We start from the raw sequence: 14,022 nt of genomic DNA, 5'->3' as shown, positions 1-14,022 counted from the left end.
CGGGGAGTCCGTATCGACGAGGAGGACTACCCGGAACTCACCACCCTGGCGGATGCCACGAGGTTCCTGGTCGAGAGGTCCAGGGACGCGGCAGGTCCCACACCGTGAGGCCCCGGGGTACGACACCGCGCGGCCCCAGGAAGCGGACGGAGCGGGCCGGACGACGACGGGCCGGGTCGTGAACTCCTCGACCGTTCGGTGGCGACACCTTGACTTCGGCGTTGCGCAGCCCGGCGCGCTCCGCGCACGAGGCGACGCGTCGTCGGCGCCCGGCGCCGGCACGGCCACTTCGGGCTCCAGCTCGACAGGGTCGCCCACACACAGAGGGTTTCCCGCTGCCCCTGGGCGGCCTGACCGGTCCCGTGCAGGACCGTTCGGCCCTGTCGTCGCGTAGGCCGTACGCGCATGATGTCCGCAGAACCCGATCGCGCGTCGAGCACGGCTTCCCGACGTCGATCTCGCAAGCGCCCGATATCCGTTCCGTAGGTGCCGGAAAGGCGCGGCCGCGGACCCGCGGGGTGCCGGTGGGAAGCGTCGATCTCCGCACTCACGAAGAAGGAGGTGAGGGCGCCATGGTGCTGACATCGTGGACGACACCAGGCGTGTTCACGGGACAGGGTGGCGTCCGTACCGACGAGGTCGGGGTGGTCACCGGGGAGCTGACCGTGCGTACCAGCTGGAACGGCGGGCAGGCGGACGTGAAGGTCCAGTACAGCGGCACCTCCGATTGGTTCACCCTCACCGGCAGCCCCGTGCCGTGCCCTTCTGAGCGGAACAGCCGAAACCTGCACCAGGAGGTGGTGGAGTCCGTGCGGGCCGGCGGCGGCGCCGCCGTCCCTCGGCACGACCGTTCCTGAACACCGGCGAGAACCGGTGTTCCGCCGCTCCCGCGTTCCCCGGGACCTCGCCGACCAGGGTGCCCGGCCACGGTGGACGAGCACGTGGACGATGGTCACTCCCCCGCTCATCCACCGTCTCCCGCACCGTACTCCGCGTGTCTGCGGAAGGCCGGGGCCTGGCCGGCTTCCCACGGGCGTATGGCGGTCAGTGCCTGTTCCACGGCGGATTCCAGCGCTCCGCTGGTGTCGACCGGTACGGCTTCCGGCCACGGCGCTTCCCTGACGGCCATGGCGCGGGCGATGTCGGGACCGGCGTCGGACACACCGGGCGAGCGCGCGCCGAGGCGGGCCGCCGACACGTCATCCGGAACGCGGCAGTGCAGGGCCACCAGGTCGGCGTCAGTGCGTTCGGCCGTCCGCACGGCCGCTTCCCGCTGCCCGGCGTCGGACCAGGTGGCGTCCAGCACGACGGACTCGCCCAGGGACAGCAGGACGGCTGCGCGGTCGAGCAGGGCGGCATAGGTTCTGGCCGTCCACTCCGGCGTGTACAGCCCCTCGCCGTAGCCGGCCGCCGCGGACTGCCCGGCCGGGATGCCGGCGAGCTCCTTGCGGACGCGGTCGCTGCTGAGCAGGGTGACGCCCAGCCGGTCGGCCAGCGCCCCGGAGAGGGTGGACTTCCCGCTGCCCGGGAGTCCGGCGACGAGGACGAGACGGACGGCGGATGCGCGCAAATGGTGCAGTTCCATGGCGGCAAGCCGCCGAGAGGCCGCCTCCGCGCCGGGCGCGCCCTGACGGGCCTGGATCATCGAGACCTTCGCGCGGACGAATGCACGGTAGGCGACGTAGTGGTGCCACAGGGAAGGGGGCGCGGGATCGCCCGAGTACTCGCAGTACCGGGCGAGGAAGTACGCCGCGGCCTGCGGGGCGCCGAGCCGTTCGAGGTCCATGGCGAGGAAGGCGGCGTCGTCCAGGCCGTCGAGACGGCGGAGACGGTCGTCGAACTCCAGGCAGTCCAGGACGCGGGGTCCGTCGCCCAGACAGAAGATGTCCTCGGCGAGCAGGTCTCCGTGGCCGTCCACCACGCGGCCCTGGTCGATACGGGCGTCGAACAGCCGCTCACGACCGGCGAGATAGCGGCGCACCAGCCGCTCGGCCTCCGTGCCGCTCTCGGGCCAGGAGCCGTCGGCGGCCAGTGCGCGGACCTCCGCGAAGCTTGCTTCCCAGCGTGCCGCCAGCGCGTCCCTCGTACCCTGTTCGTCCACGTCGGGGCCGCGGGGGGCGGCCGCGTGCCAGGCGGCCAGGTGCCGGGCAACGGCCCCCAGTACGTCGTCGACGGCTGCGCCTTCCTGAACGAGGCGGGAGAGTCGGCGGTCCTCCGGCATGCGGCGCATCACCACGAGCGGTTCGGGCGCCTCCGCATCGGGGCTGCGGAACTCGCCCAGGCCCACGTAGACATCGGGCGCGAACCTGCGGTTGAGGGCGACTTCGCGCTCGCACGCGGCCCGGCGCGCGGCGAGGGCGGTGTAGTCCAGGAATCCGAGATCGACCGGCTTCTTGACCTTGTACGCCCGGTCGCCGACGAAGAACAGCGTCGCGGTGTGGGTCTCGCACACCGCGGCCCGCTGCGGCCCGCCTGCGGGTCGGGGTGTGGAGCGGAGCGCAGACTCGTCCGCCGGCGGTACCGACCGCGCCGGTGTCCCGCGGTGACCTGGCTCAGTCATGAGGAACGACGGCTACGGGGCAACGCCCGTGATGGACGGCGGCCTGTGCGACGGGACCCAGGTGGGGCGCCAGACGGCGTCGACGTCGGCCGACGACCAGGAGCGCGGCGCCTTCGCACGCTTGCACGACAGCCCTGGCCGGGCTTTCGAGACCGATGCCGTCGGCCACCTCCACCCGCGGGTACTTCTCGCGCCAGGGATGAAGCGCCCTGCTCAGCTGCTCCTGGATGTCCCGCGTCATCTCTTCTGCGATGTCGTGGTCCACACCCCAGGGCACACGGGCATGGAGCGGAACGCTTCGGCCATGGATGGCCAGCAGCGGAACGCCCCTGGCCGCAGCGGTGTGGAAGGCGAAGTCGAGCAGGTCGTCGCAGGAGCCGTGCAGTTTCAGGGCCACGACCACGCGGCGCGGGACGGCTGACGACGGTCCCTTCTCCCGTCCCTCGGCTCGGACCAGCACCACCGGCCGCTCGGCCCGAGCCACGACGGGCATGCTGACGTCGCCCAGGAAATAGCTCTCCACGGGCTCCAGACCTCGCGAACCGAGCACCGTCATCTCCGACTCCGCCGCCGCTTCCAGGAGGGCGTTCTGCGCATCGTCGGCGACCAGGCTGGTGACGACGGGCAGCCCTGGGTGGAGGGCTTGGAGCTCCGTCTGCGCGTCGTGGACGAAACGCTTCGACCAGTAGTTCTGGTCGACTTCCGCGGGAACGCGGGCCGGTTCGGGGGCCAGCATCGGCCACGCGTGCAGCAGGCGCAGGGTGAGCTCACGTTTTTCGGCCTCGTCGGCCGCCCAGCGGGCAGCGGCGAGACTCTCGGGCGATCCGTCGAGGCCCACGGTGACGACGGGTTGCATAGCGGCGGCCTCCGTCTCGTAGCAAGCTGGGAACGACGGTGAACAGGTCCGTTCGAACGGATGGTGCGGGTGCCGCGCGCATACCGAGCACGGTTCTCCATTCGAGGATCCCCCCGATCTCCTTTCCGCCGCACGCGGAGGAGGGGCTTCGGGGCGTGGCGGTTGCGATCCGCGCCTGGCCTCGACACCACGGCTCTCTTCGCCGGATCCGGGAGTCGGCCTGTCTCGCGCGCAGTTGGCCCGACGTCGTCGCCGCAGCCTCCCCGAGCGTCTCGGCGGCCGGGTACGCCCCGTCCCCGACGCCGACTGCCCCCGACCGTCAGGTGGCACCGCTCATCGGTCGGCCGCAGTGATCCGACGGCCCGTCAGGCTCGTGGGCCTGATCGAGACCCACGTCTCCCGCGCCCCGCCGGCCCAGGGCGTGCTGTGCGCACGCCGGGCGAGCCCGCGCACGGCCTCCGGATCCGTCACGACACGCGCGGGGCCGACGGCGAGCACGCTCCAGCCCTGGCTCAGCGCCTCGTCCACGTGGTCCACCTCGAAGGCGACCTCCGTGCCAACGGCTGCCGCAGCCACCGAGTCGGGGGCCGTACGAAGGACGATGGCGTCGTCGACCACGTCGTAGTTGACAGGCACGACCGCCGGGCGACCGTCGGGCGACGACACCGCGATGCGCCCCACCCCGTGCGTGGACAGCAGGGTGCGGCACTCTTCCGGGCCCAGGTCCCGCAGCTGCGGGTGGAGCAGGGCACGGCCCTGGCCGGGCGGAAGGTCCATGCCGCCGCCGCGCAGGGCCGTGACCGACGTGCCCAGCACGGCAGCCAACTTGATCAGAGCCGCTGCGGAGGGATCGGCAGGCTGTTCCTCGAGGTAGGACAGGTAGTCGGGGGCCATCCGGGCTCGGCGGGCGGTTTCCGCACGGCTCAGTCCCTGCCTGCGGCGTTCCACGGCCACACGTCGACCGACATCGCCGGGATTGGCCGCCCCGGCCGGGGGTACGGGTCGGGCCGCTCCCGCGTCCGCCTGTACCTCGCCCTCGGTGAGGAGTTGTCCGTGCTCAAGATGGTGGATGTGGGCGTCGGGCCCCGGGAACACGAGCGTCACCTCGTCCGTGTCCGACCAGCGCACGTCGTAGGGGGGTGTGCCGTCCTCGTGGTGCAGTCCTACGATCTCGCCGTCGCGCCTGGCCGTGCCGGTCGCCGGGCTCTCGATGACGAGCTGGTCGCCGAGGCGAGCTCGCATGATCGGCCCCTCTCCGGAGAAATGATGCTCCATCCAACGTGCCACGCGGGGCCTGCCTCCGCACGGGGCCGATCCCGGGCGCCGGCGGCCCGGCGAACGTACCGGGGCGCCACGGTCTGGCCGAGGAGCCCACGCCCGACCGCCTTCGCTGCCCCGCCTCCGCTGGGGGATCGGCCGACGGGCGGTCTGACGCACGTCCGGCCGGGTTTCGGTGATGCCCCGGATGTCTCGGTCGGCGATGTTCGCGGTGCCGGGTGGGGCCGAACGGCACGCCGTGGAGGACCGCGCGGCCCTACCGGGACGCATCAGCGGCCGAGGACGGTGAGACGTACGACGTTTTCGAAGCGGAGGGCCGTGCCATGCGGACACCGCGTCTCCCCGGCCGCCGGTCCACGTCGGCCCGGCCCGGCAAGGGGGCCCGGCACGCGGCCGACGGCGAGCCGGGCTCACTGGAACGGCCGATGGACCGGCTGGAACGCGGGCTCCGGGCCTTCCTGACGATCGTCGCACTGGTGGCGGTGCCGCTCGGGGCGTGGTGCGTCGGGCATGCGGTGTACAGCCACTTCACGCTGGCTCGGCAGACTCGGCTCGCGCAATTGCATCCGGTGACGGCAAGCCTGCTGACGCAAGCGCGGTCGGGTGACGACCGCGCCGGCGCGCAGTCCGGTTTTCACGCGCTCGTGCAATGGAGTGACCGGAACGGGGCCCACACGGGCGTCGCACCGGTACGGGCCTGGCTCCATCGCGGAGCCACGGCGACCGTGTGGCTGGACGCGCGCGGTGACATCGCCACGCCACCCCGGGCCCGGGACTTCGCGGCGACCGCCGGTGTGGCGATGGGATGCGCGACCGCGTGCGGTGGTGTGGTCACGGCGTGCGGCCTGCGGTGGGCCCTCGGTAAGAGCATCGAACAGCGCCGTCTCGCGCGGTGGGCCCGCGAATGGGAGCACGTGGAGCCCGGCTGGGTGACGCGCTACACCCGCTGACACCGGTCTGGTACGTCGCGGCGGCGGACTTCACTGCTCCGGCGGCGCGACGGCGCGTCCCGCACGGTCCTGGTCGAGGCGACGGGCAGCATCACCGCGAAGAGGTCCGCGAAGGGCGCCGCCAGCCGAGGCCGTATCCGCCGCCGCCCTGCAGCACGGACGTTCCCGGGTGCACCGGTCCGGGGCTCATAGGAGGCTCGGGACGGTCGTTGCTTCGGAGACCTTCATGCGGCTCCTCCTCACGTCGATGTCAGACGCCATCGAGCAGGTCGGCCGCCGTGTCACTCCTGCGTGGGAACGACGAAGACCGGGCAGCGAGCGTGGTGCAGGACGCCCTGGCTGACCGAGCCCAGCAGCATGCCGGCGAAGCCACCACGCCCCCGGGTTCCCACCACCAGACCCAGCGCGTGCGCCGAGGCGTCGGCGAGCGCCTGCACCGGATGGCCGACGACCAGCTCGTGCCGCAGCTCCACCTCCGGGTAGCGGGCCCGGCGGCCGGCCACCGTCTCGGAGAGCAGCCGGCGGCACTCCTGCTGGGATTCGTACTCGTCGAAGATCCGCAGGTGGCCGGGGTGCCACACGTACAGCGCCCGCACCTGGGCACCGCGCAGCGCGGCCTCCTGGAAGGCCAGGTCGACCGCCGCGCCGGAGTGCTCGCTGCCGTCGACGCCGACCACGTAGTATGCCGGGTCCTGCGTCACGTGCTCCGGTTCCGGTATGACAACCACGGGACAGCGGGCGTGAGCCATGACGGGCAGGACGACCGAGGTGGAACCGAACACTTCGCGAGCCCGGCCCAGGTGGCGAGAGCCCAGCACGACGGCCGTGGCGTCGTGGCTCTGCTCCCCCAGCACCCGCCCGGGCTCCCCCTCCGCGAGCACGGCGTCCGCCTCGATGCCGGGATGCCTGGCCGCGACGAAGTCCACCGCCTCCGTGAGCAACTGCTTCCCCCTGTGGTGCGGTTCCTCGTTCCGCTCCTCCCAGGGCGGCGGGACCCTCTCTCCCCGGTGGCCCCGGGCCGGCACGCCCTCGGCGTGGACCGCGCGCAGCGGAACACGCCGCCGGACCGCCTCGTCGGACGCCCAGACCAGCGCCATCCGGTGGGCCGGGTCGGCGTCGACACCGACCACGACAGGCCGACGGTCGCTCGGTGCGGGGGTGTTCATGAGGCTCGCCTCCTCGCTGCGGCAGGGCGTGGAGAGTGCCCCGCGATCTCATGCAATCCCCGGCTCGCAAGAGCTGCCAGGGGCCCTAGGTCCCGGGCCGCAACCGGTCGGCCCGGAGTGGCCGGGATCAGCCGGAAGGGACGGCCCCTGCGGAGAGCCGGTCCTCGATCTGTGCACGCACCCGTGCGGTGAGCTCGTCCAATGCCCGGGAGCGGACGGGCTGGACCGGTTCGGGGGCATCGATCCTGAGTGCGGAGGACGGCAGCTCCGCGAGGTCCGCGCGGAGGCGCTCGCGGGCGTTCTGCCAGCGGTCCGGCGGCCCGGTTCGGCGCCCGCCGCGCATCACCGTGTCCAGGAGCGGCCGTGCCGAGTCCGGGGGCTCTTCGACCGCGAGGGCGACGAGGTCGGGGTGCCCGGCGCGCCGGTGGACCTGCTTGCGGCCAGGGGCGGTGACCTTCGCCGAGGACAGCTTCATCACAGGGCGGCCGTCGTACTCGACGAGCTTGTACGCACAGTCCAGGCAGGGGGCGTCCGCGGCCACCCCGATGCGGGTGCCCACGGCGTACACGTCGATCGGGGCTCCGGCGCGTACCAGGCGGGCCACGCCGTACTCGTCGAGACCGCCGCTGGCCACGATCCGTACCTCGGGCAGCCCAGCGGCGTCGAGGACCGCGCGCGCCCTGCCGGCGAGGGCGCCGAGGTCACCGCTGTCCAGGCGGATCGCGCAGCCGGGGCCGCGCCGTAGCTCCTTCAGGACCCGTGCCGCGATCCGCACACCCGCCTCGGTGTCGTAGGTGTCCACGAGGAAGGTGACCGGGCCGGGGTGGCAGCGCGCGAAGGCGCGGAATGCCTCCTCCTCGCCGGGGAACGCCTCGATGTAGGAGTGCGCCATGGTTCCGGAGGCCGGGAAGCCGAGGGCGGTCGCCGCGGCGACGTTGCTGGTGCCCGCGAAGCCGGCGACGGCTCCCAGGCGGGCCGCCTGGAACCCGGCGTCACGGCCGTGCGTGCGGCGCAGCGAGAAGTCCACCACCGGATGCCCGGCTGCGGCCAGCACACAACGGGCCGCCTTGGACGCCACCACCGTCTGGTGGCAGACCTGGTTCAGGAGGTACGTCTCGACGAGCTGTGCCTGGGGCAGCGGCGCGGTCACCTCCAGCAGCGGCTCGCCCGCGAACACCACACGTCCCTCGGGCACGGCCCGCACCTCGCCCTCGAAAGACATCCCGAGCAGCGGCCGCAGGTCCGCTGCCGGTCGCTTGAGGACGGCCGCGAAGTCCTCGACGTCCGCACGTTCCACGCGGAACCGGGCCAGGAAGTCCAGGGCGGGCTCCAGCCCGGCGGAGACCAGGAAGCCCCGGCCGGGCGGAAGGTCGCGGACGAAGAGGCCGAAGGTGGCGGGCGCCCGCATGTCCTCCCGGAGGTAGGACAGGGCCATGGTCACTTCGTAGAGGTCGGTGGTGGTGACGTCGGACATGGTGATCACCGTCGGGTGTGTTGGTGCCCCGCTCTCCAGTCTGGCCGGGAGCCGCCCGTGCAGTAGGGACTTCGGGGACCTGGATCTGGGCTGTTCGGCCCCAGCCGAGGCGCGCCGGGCGAGTTGGACTGGAGGTGTCGGCAGACATGACGACCGCCAAGGAGGTACGGCGATGGCCACACTGGCACACAGGCAGAGGTTCCCGTTCCCCGAGATCCCGGAATGGTTCGAGACCTTTCCCAGCAGGTTGACGATGCCCGCGGTCCGGATCGAGGACTACACGGAGGGCGGCCGCTATGTCATGCGCGCCGAACTGCCAGGTATGTCCCCCGACGACATCGACGTCGTCATCGGCGACGGGGTGCTGACGGTCGAGGCCGAACGCGCCGAACGGGAAGTCGACAAGAGCCACAGCGAGATCCGGTACGGCGCGATGAGCCGTAGCGTGACTCTGCCGTCCGGCGCCGACGAGGACGACGTGAAGGCCGACTACACCGACGGCATGCTGACCATCAGCGTCGGTCTGGGCCGCGAGAAGGCGGAGGCCAGGCACGTACAGATCCAGCACGGCGGCTGACCTGACGCGTTCCCTTTCCGGCGGGCCCCGAGCGGGCCCGCCGTGGTACGCGAGCCCGGGCGTCCTGGCGTCGTCATGCACGTGCCCGGTCCCGGTCACCGTGTGCCACGCGCGGCGGCCCAGCGGCGCCGTACCGCCTCCTCGTGCTCGCCTTCTTCCAGGGCCAGTTCCACCGCCGCGAGTTCGTCTCGCAGCCGGGGGATCCAGTGCCGGCGCAGGGCACGGACCCGCTGCCGGGTGCGTACCGCCTCGGCGGCGAGCAGGCCGGCGGCGGCCTGGCGGGCGGCGTGCTCCGCGGCTGCCCGGACCGCCGCACGGTACGCCGTCTCGGCATGCGCGAGCGCGGTGTTGGGCGGGGTCGGCTCCTCGGGTGAGCGCACGGGATCCGTCCAGGAGACGGTGGCGGGGTGCCGTACGCCCATGAGCGCGGCCCATCCGACGTCTACCCGGGCGTGGTCCGCCGGTACCGCCTCGGCCAGCGCGGCCTCGCCGCCGAGCAGCATCCCCCGGACCAGCCAGGTTTCCGCCTCGGCCAGCCGCTGCCGCCACACCTCACCGGCCTGCTCAGCAGCACGGCGTGCCACCTGCTCCCGGTCGAGCAGCAGCCGGAGCTTGCGTTCGAGCAGGTCCGCTCCGCGCAGTGCGGTGGCGAGGCTGTGCCGCAGCCGCAGCCGGCCGGCCCGACCCGCTGGAACCCGGCTGGCGTGCCCGCTCACGGCGGCTCCTCCTGCGGGGCGCGATGGGCGTCGAGCAGTTCCGCCGGGATCATGCCGAGCTGGCTGCGCGGCAGCGTCAGCAGGACGTCCCAGGCCCGGTCCAGGGAGTCGTCCAGCGTCCGGTTCTCGTCCGTGGTCTGGGCGAGGAACCGCTGCCTGAAGGCGTCCTCCAGGTCCAGGTGGCGCAGGTCGACCGCGCTGAGCGCGGGCCGGCCGATCAGATCGGCGAGCTCCCGCACCTGCCGGGACCGGGCCAGCGCGGCAAGCAGCTGCGCCGCCACGTCCGGGTGGTCGGCCCGGGTCCGTCCCTTTCCGGCGCCGTGGCGCATCAGCCTGGACAGCGAGGCCAGCGGGTCGACGGGCGGGTACACACCGGCGGCGTGCACCTCGGCGGAGAGCACGATCTGGCCCTCGGTGATGTAGCCGGTCAGGTCGGGGACGGGGTGGGTGATGTCGCCCGCCGGCATGGTGAGCACCGGCAGGACGGTCACCGATCCGGGGCGGCCCCTGATCCGGCCGCAGCGCTCGTAGAGGGAGGCGAGGTCGCTGTAGAGGTAGCCGGGGTAGGCCCGGCGGGCCGGGATCTCGCCCCGCGCGGCCGACACCTCGCGCAGCGCCTCGGCGTAGGCCGTCATGTCCGTCATCACCGCCAGGACGTGCCGGCCCGCGGTGAACGCCAGGGACTCGGCGACCGTCAGGGCGAGCCGCGGGGTCAGCAGCCGCTCGATGACCGGATCGTCGGCGGTGTTGAGGAGCAGGACGAGTTCCCGGGCGGCCGAGCGTTCCGCCAGTCCGGCGCGGACGAACGCGGCGTCGGCGTGAGTGAGACCCATGCCGGCGAAGACCACGGCGAACGCCTCGCCCCCGCAGGTCGCCTGGGCCGCGATCTGCACCGCGAGTTCCAGGTGCGGCAGTCCGGCCGCGGAGAACACCGGGAGCTTCTGGCCGCGTACCAGGGTGGTGAGGACGTCCACGGCACTCACGCCGGTCAGCACCGGCTCGTTCGGCGGCTCCCGGCGCACCGGGTTGATCGGTGCGCCGCCCACCGCCGCCCGGGTCGCGCCGAGCACCGGCGGCCCGCCGTCGGCCGGTTCGCCCCGCCCGTTGCACACCCGGCCCAGCCACCCGGGGCCGACAGGGATGTGCAGGGGAGAGCCGGAGAAGGCGACGCGGGTGCCGCCTCGGTCCATTCCGGCGGTGTCCTCCAGGACCTGGACCACGGCGAGGTCCCGGTCCGCCTCCAGCACCAGACCGTGCCGTCGTTCACCAGAGTCGAGGGTGATGGTGGCGGACTCGTCCCAGCCGACCCCGCGCACCCCCTCCAGGACCACCAGCGGGCCGCGCAGCTCCCGCACACCGGTGTACTCGATGTCCACGGGGCTTACGAGGACGGCGGAATCCACGGGGGCCTCGGAGCCCACCCGGTCCGCAGGCCCGCTCATGCCGCTGCCTCCGCCAGCCTGGCCAGCACCGTGTCGCGGGCGGCCGCCACCGGCACGGTCTCTGCCGGTCCGGCGTCCTCGCGGGCACGCAGCAACGGGGTGAAGTCAACCGCCTCCACGGCGTCCGCGGTGGTCCCGGAGTCCACGAGTTCCAGGCAGCGGTCGACCACCGCCAGTGTGCCCGCGACCAGGGCAGCCGTCTTCTCGGGCGCGCTGTAGGCGTCGGTCGGGGACAGCGCGCTCTGCTGGATCACGGCCTCGCGCAGCAGCCGCCCGGCGAGCACGCTGATCCGCTCGCGCGGGGGCAGGGCCGTGATGCCGACGAGTTCGACCAGGTCGGCGAGCCGGTCCGCCTCGGCGAGCAGCCGCGCCACCCGGGCCCGGCGGCCCGCCCAGTCCGGGTCCCCGGCCCGTACGTGGGCGGTGGCCAGGGCGGCGGCGTCCCGGGAGAAGGAGTCCGTCCAGGAGACGGCCGGGTAGTGGCGGGCGTAGGCGAGGTCGCGGTCCAGGCTCCACAGGCACCGCACGAACCGTTCGGTGTGGGCGGTGACGGGCTCGGTGCGGTCGCCGCCGGGCGGGGAGACGGCACCGAGCACCGTGACCGACCCGGTGGCACCGCCGAGCGTGTGCACGGCGGCGGCCCGTTCGTAGAACGCCGCCAGTTGTGAGGCGAGCCCGGCCGGATAGCCCTCCTCGGCGGGGAGTTCGCCCATCCGCGAGGCGAACTCCCGCAGCGCCTCGGCCCAGCGGGACGTCGAGTCGGCGATGACGACGACGTCGAGGCCCATGTCGCGGAAGTACTCGGCGACCGTGGCCCCCGTGTGCACGCTCGCCTCCCGGGCCATCATCGGCATGTTGGAGGTGTTCGCGATCGTCACCGTGCGCTCCGACAGCCGGCCCCCGGTGCGCGGGTCGGACAGCTCCGCCAGCTCCTCGATGACGTCGGCCATCTCGTTGCCGCGCTCTCCGCAGCCGACGTAGACGATGACGTCGGCGTCGCACCACTTGGCGATCTGCTGGAGCAGCATGGTCTTGCCGGTGCCGAATCCGCCGGGAACGGCGACGGTGCTGCCCCGGGCCACGGGGAAGAGCAGGTCGACGGCGCGCTGCCCGGTGTGCAGCGGCAGCTCGGCGGGCAGCCGCTCCGCCACCGGGCGTGGCTTGCGCACCGGCCAGGTCTGTGCCATGCGCACCTCGTGCCCGTCCACCGCGGCGAGCACGGCGTCGGCGGGGTACTCGCCCGTCGCCGCGACGGCGCGCACCGCGCCCGAAAGACCGGGCGGCACGAGCAGCCGCAGCGGCACGGCGGCGGTGATCTCGCCGAGGGTTGCGCCGCCGGCGACGCGCGTTCCCTCGGCGACCTTCGGGGTGTACGGCCAGGTGCGCCGGTCCGCGACCGCCTCCGGTCCGCCGGCCGGCAACAGGTCACCGGCCCCGGACAGCGGCCGCAGCAGGCCGTCGAAGACGCCCCCGAGCAGCCCGGGGCCCAGTCGTACCGACAGCGGGCGGCCCTGCGGTTCGGCGGGGTGCCCCGGCGCCAGGCCGCCCGTGTACTCGTACGCCTCGACAGTCGCCGTGTCCCCCCGGACCGCGACCACCTCGCCCGGCAGCCTGGCGGTTCCCAACAGCACCAGGTCGTGCATGGCCACGGAGGCCGGGCACGCCATCTCCACCAGAGGTCCTGCGACCCGCAGGATCCGCGAGGACGTGACGGTCATGGCTCGCCCCAGAGGCTCTCGATCCGGGCGCCCAGGCGTTCCACAGCGCGGTCCGCGAGGGTGTCCGCGGAGAGGTCGAGGTGGCGTCCGGGCACGTCGGCGGTGACTCCGCCGCCCGCTGCCACCGTGATCCGCGCGTCTTCGCCGAGCAGCGCCCTGGCGGCCCGGGCGAGACGGTCGTCCGCGACCGGGACGTCGGCCGACACCCGTCGGGTGCCGGAACAGGCCGCGGCCCCGCGGTCCGCGGCGGCCCCGGCGCCGGCCGCCGGCTCCCACCCCGGCCGGTCCGTCTCCGCGCGTCCACCGGGCGATGCGGCACCCTCGGCCAGCGTCCGCCGTACGCCGGAACGGACCGCGGCCCGAAGGTCCGCATAGACCCCGGCGCGGGCCGCGAGTTCCCGGCTCCAGGCATCCTCGGCGGCGCGCACCCGCTCCCGGGTGGCCTCCGTGCGCCCGTCCCCGGCCCCCCGCTCACGCGCCTGCGCGAGAACCCGCTCGGCCTCGGCGCGTGCGGCCCGCAGGGTCTCCGTCGCGTCCGCGCGCGCCCGCTCCACCACGGCCTCGGCCTCCGCGCGGGCGGCCCGCAGGAGTTCGGCACGGACCGGGGCCAGTTCGTCGGCGGGTGCCGTCATCGGGGCATCACCACCATCAGCGGCCTCGCCTGGTCCGGCTCGGGCTCCGTGGCCTCGGTGCCGAGCGCCTCGGCGGCCGACGCGGTCAGGATCACCAGCGAGACGGCGGTGGGGAGTTCTCGCCAGGCGCGACGGACGGCGTCCGGGTTCTCCGCGACCAGTACCTCGGCCCCGGCCAGGGCCAGCCCGCCCACACTCGTCCGGGCCCCGATGGCGGCCACCGTCCCCATGGTCATGCCTTTCCGATCAGCAGGATCGCGACCACCAGCCCGTACACCGCGATGCCCTCCGCGAGCCCCACGATCACCATGGCCCGGCCGAACATCTCCGGGCGCTCGCTCAGCGCGGCGAGTGCGGCGGCCCCCGTGTAGGCGACCGCGATGGCGGCGCCGATCGAGGCTCCGGCCACCGCGACAGCCGCCCCGATCAGGGCGGAGCCGTTGACCCCAGCGCCTCCGGCCGCACCCTGCGCCGAGGCTTGTGCCGGACCCGAGAGCGCCGTGGCCAGGACGGCGCACGCGCCCGCCAGCAGAGCCAGGTCGGTCGCCAGGAGCCAGCGGAACGCGTGTCTGGCCCGGCGCCGCCGCAGCAGCCGTACGGCACCGAGGACCGCCACCAGGACCGGAAGCACGATCAGCCAGGCGAGCATGTGA

The 14,022-nt window shown here is 73.7% G+C and carries 14 protein-coding genes and 1 pseudogene; 4 read left to right on the top strand and 11 right to left on the bottom strand.

The window, feature by feature from the left end; all coding sequences use genetic code 11:
* Positions 1 to 258: 258 nt before the first annotated feature.
* Positions 259 to 354 (top strand): annotated as a pseudogene (locus ACZ3KP_RS02335) (universal stress protein); the annotation flags it as partial.
* Between the two features lie 218 nt (positions 355 to 572).
* The gene (locus ACZ3KP_RS02330) at positions 573 to 857 is read left to right on the top strand and encodes a hypothetical protein (RefSeq protein WP_467495709.1); all 285 of its coding nucleotides are present in this window, start codon (positions 573 to 575) and stop codon (positions 855 to 857) included.
* Positions 858 to 964: 107 nt separating this feature from the next.
* On the opposite strand, the gene ACZ3KP_RS02325 is transcribed toward ACZ3KP_RS02330, so the two are convergent.
* From ACZ3KP_RS02325 to ACZ3KP_RS02315, 3 genes are all read right to left on the bottom strand, one after another.
* A complete protein-coding gene (locus ACZ3KP_RS02325; RefSeq protein ID WP_467495707.1) occupies positions 965 to 2,452 on the bottom strand; it encodes a bifunctional aminoglycoside phosphotransferase/ATP-binding protein in 1,488 nt (495 codons plus the stop codon).
* A 100-nt stretch (positions 2,453 to 2,552) separates the two neighbouring features.
* On the bottom strand, positions 2,553 to 3,416 hold the full coding sequence (locus ACZ3KP_RS02320) for a universal stress protein (protein ID WP_467495705.1): 864 nt from the start codon (positions 3,414 to 3,416) through the stop codon (positions 2,553 to 2,555).
* Between the two features lie 333 nt (positions 3,417 to 3,749).
* A complete protein-coding gene (locus tag ACZ3KP_RS02315) occupies positions 3,750 to 4,658 on the bottom strand; it encodes a pyridoxamine 5'-phosphate oxidase family protein (protein WP_467495703.1) in 909 nt (302 codons plus the stop codon).
* A 461-nt stretch (positions 4,659 to 5,119) separates the two neighbouring features.
* Here ACZ3KP_RS02315 and ACZ3KP_RS02310 point away from each other — a divergent pair, with 461 nt between their 5' ends.
* Entirely contained in the window at positions 5,120 to 5,644 is a 525-nt protein-coding gene (locus tag ACZ3KP_RS02310; RefSeq protein ID WP_467495701.1) for an Rv1733c family protein, read from the top strand.
* A 281-nt stretch (positions 5,645 to 5,925) separates the two neighbouring features.
* On the opposite strand, the gene ACZ3KP_RS02305 is transcribed toward ACZ3KP_RS02310, so the two are convergent.
* Positions 5,926 to 6,810: a universal stress protein gene (locus tag ACZ3KP_RS02305; protein WP_467495700.1), complete on the bottom strand. Its 885-nt coding sequence runs from the start codon at positions 6,808 to 6,810 to the stop codon at positions 5,926 to 5,928.
* Between the two features lie 127 nt (positions 6,811 to 6,937).
* A complete protein-coding gene (locus tag ACZ3KP_RS02300; protein WP_467495698.1) occupies positions 6,938 to 8,284 on the bottom strand; it encodes a nicotinate phosphoribosyltransferase in 1,347 nt (448 codons plus the stop codon).
* Between the two features lie 172 nt (positions 8,285 to 8,456).
* Here ACZ3KP_RS02300 and ACZ3KP_RS02295 point away from each other — a divergent pair, with 172 nt between their 5' ends.
* A complete protein-coding gene (locus ACZ3KP_RS02295) occupies positions 8,457 to 8,861 on the top strand; it encodes an Hsp20/alpha crystallin family protein (protein WP_467495696.1) in 405 nt (134 codons plus the stop codon).
* Positions 8,862 to 8,956: 95 nt separating this feature from the next.
* Here the strand turns inward: ACZ3KP_RS02295 and ACZ3KP_RS02290 are convergent, their stop codons facing one another.
* The 6 genes from ACZ3KP_RS02290 to ACZ3KP_RS02265 are packed head-to-tail and all read right to left on the bottom strand — an operon-like array spanning position 8,957 to position 14,018.
* The gene (locus ACZ3KP_RS02290) at positions 8,957 to 9,577 is read right to left on the bottom strand and encodes a V-type ATP synthase subunit D (RefSeq protein ID WP_467495695.1); all 621 of its coding nucleotides are present in this window, start codon (positions 9,575 to 9,577) and stop codon (positions 8,957 to 8,959) included.
* Complete coding sequence (locus tag ACZ3KP_RS02285) at positions 9,574 to 11,019, bottom strand: V-type ATP synthase subunit B (protein WP_467495693.1); 1,446 nt, start codon at positions 11,017 to 11,019, stop codon at positions 9,574 to 9,576. The genes ACZ3KP_RS02290 and ACZ3KP_RS02285 overlap by 4 nt, the downstream gene beginning before the upstream one ends.
* A complete protein-coding gene (locus ACZ3KP_RS02280; RefSeq protein WP_467495691.1) occupies positions 11,016 to 12,737 on the bottom strand; it encodes a V-type ATP synthase subunit A in 1,722 nt (573 codons plus the stop codon). Before ACZ3KP_RS02280 ends, ACZ3KP_RS02285 begins: the two co-directional genes overlap by 4 nt.
* Positions 12,734 to 13,369 carry a hypothetical protein gene (locus tag ACZ3KP_RS02275; RefSeq protein WP_467495689.1) on the bottom strand — a complete coding sequence of 212 codons (636 nt, stop codon included), beginning with the start codon at positions 13,367 to 13,369 and terminating at the stop codon, positions 12,734 to 12,736. The genes ACZ3KP_RS02280 and ACZ3KP_RS02275 overlap by 4 nt, the downstream gene beginning before the upstream one ends.
* Positions 13,366 to 13,605 carry a V-type ATP synthase subunit F gene (locus ACZ3KP_RS02270; protein ID WP_467495687.1) on the bottom strand — a complete coding sequence of 80 codons (240 nt, stop codon included), beginning with the start codon at positions 13,603 to 13,605 and terminating at the stop codon, positions 13,366 to 13,368. The genes ACZ3KP_RS02275 and ACZ3KP_RS02270 overlap by 4 nt, the downstream gene beginning before the upstream one ends.
* A complete protein-coding gene (locus ACZ3KP_RS02265; protein ID WP_467495685.1) occupies positions 13,602 to 14,018 on the bottom strand; it encodes an ATP synthase subunit C in 417 nt (138 codons plus the stop codon). Before ACZ3KP_RS02265 ends, ACZ3KP_RS02270 begins: the two co-directional genes overlap by 4 nt.
* Between the last annotated feature and the right edge of the window lie 4 nt (positions 14,019 to 14,022).

It is taken from the genome of Streptomyces sp. NPDC020958, assembly GCF_055562175.1.
This window is presented reverse-complemented; position numbering and strand designations above follow the sequence as displayed.

Coding starts and splice junctions, on each gene's coding strand:
- ACZ3KP_RS02330 (WP_467495709.1), top strand. CDS start 573: ATGGTGCTGACATCGTGGACGACACCAGGCGTGTTCACGGGACAGGGT.
- ACZ3KP_RS02320 (WP_467495705.1), bottom strand. CDS start 3,416: ATGCAACCCGTCGTCACCGTGGGCCTCGACGGATCGCCCGAGAGTCTC.
- ACZ3KP_RS02315 (WP_467495703.1), bottom strand. CDS start 4,658: ATGCGAGCTCGCCTCGGCGACCAGCTCGTCATCGAGAGCCCGGCGACC.
- ACZ3KP_RS02310 (WP_467495701.1), top strand. CDS start 5,120: ATGGACCGGCTGGAACGCGGGCTCCGGGCCTTCCTGACGATCGTCGCA.
- ACZ3KP_RS02305 (WP_467495700.1), bottom strand. CDS start 6,810: ATGAACACCCCCGCACCGAGCGACCGTCGGCCTGTCGTGGTCGGTGTC.
- ACZ3KP_RS02300 (WP_467495698.1), bottom strand. CDS start 8,284: ATGTCCGACGTCACCACCACCGACCTCTACGAAGTGACCATGGCCCTG.
- ACZ3KP_RS02295 (WP_467495696.1), top strand. CDS start 8,457: ATGGCCACACTGGCACACAGGCAGAGGTTCCCGTTCCCCGAGATCCCG.
- ACZ3KP_RS02285 (WP_467495693.1), bottom strand. CDS start 11,019: ATGAGCGGGCCTGCGGACCGGGTGGGCTCCGAGGCCCCCGTGGATTCC.
- ACZ3KP_RS02280 (WP_467495691.1), bottom strand. CDS start 12,737: ATGACCGTCACGTCCTCGCGGATCCTGCGGGTCGCAGGACCTCTGGTG.
- ACZ3KP_RS02275 (WP_467495689.1), bottom strand. CDS start 13,369: ATGACGGCACCCGCCGACGAACTGGCCCCGGTCCGTGCCGAACTCCTG.
- ACZ3KP_RS02270 (WP_467495687.1), bottom strand. CDS start 13,605: ATGACCATGGGGACGGTGGCCGCCATCGGGGCCCGGACGAGTGTGGGC.
- ACZ3KP_RS02265 (WP_467495685.1), bottom strand. CDS start 14,018: ATGCTCGCCTGGCTGATCGTGCTTCCGGTCCTGGTGGCGGTCCTCGGT.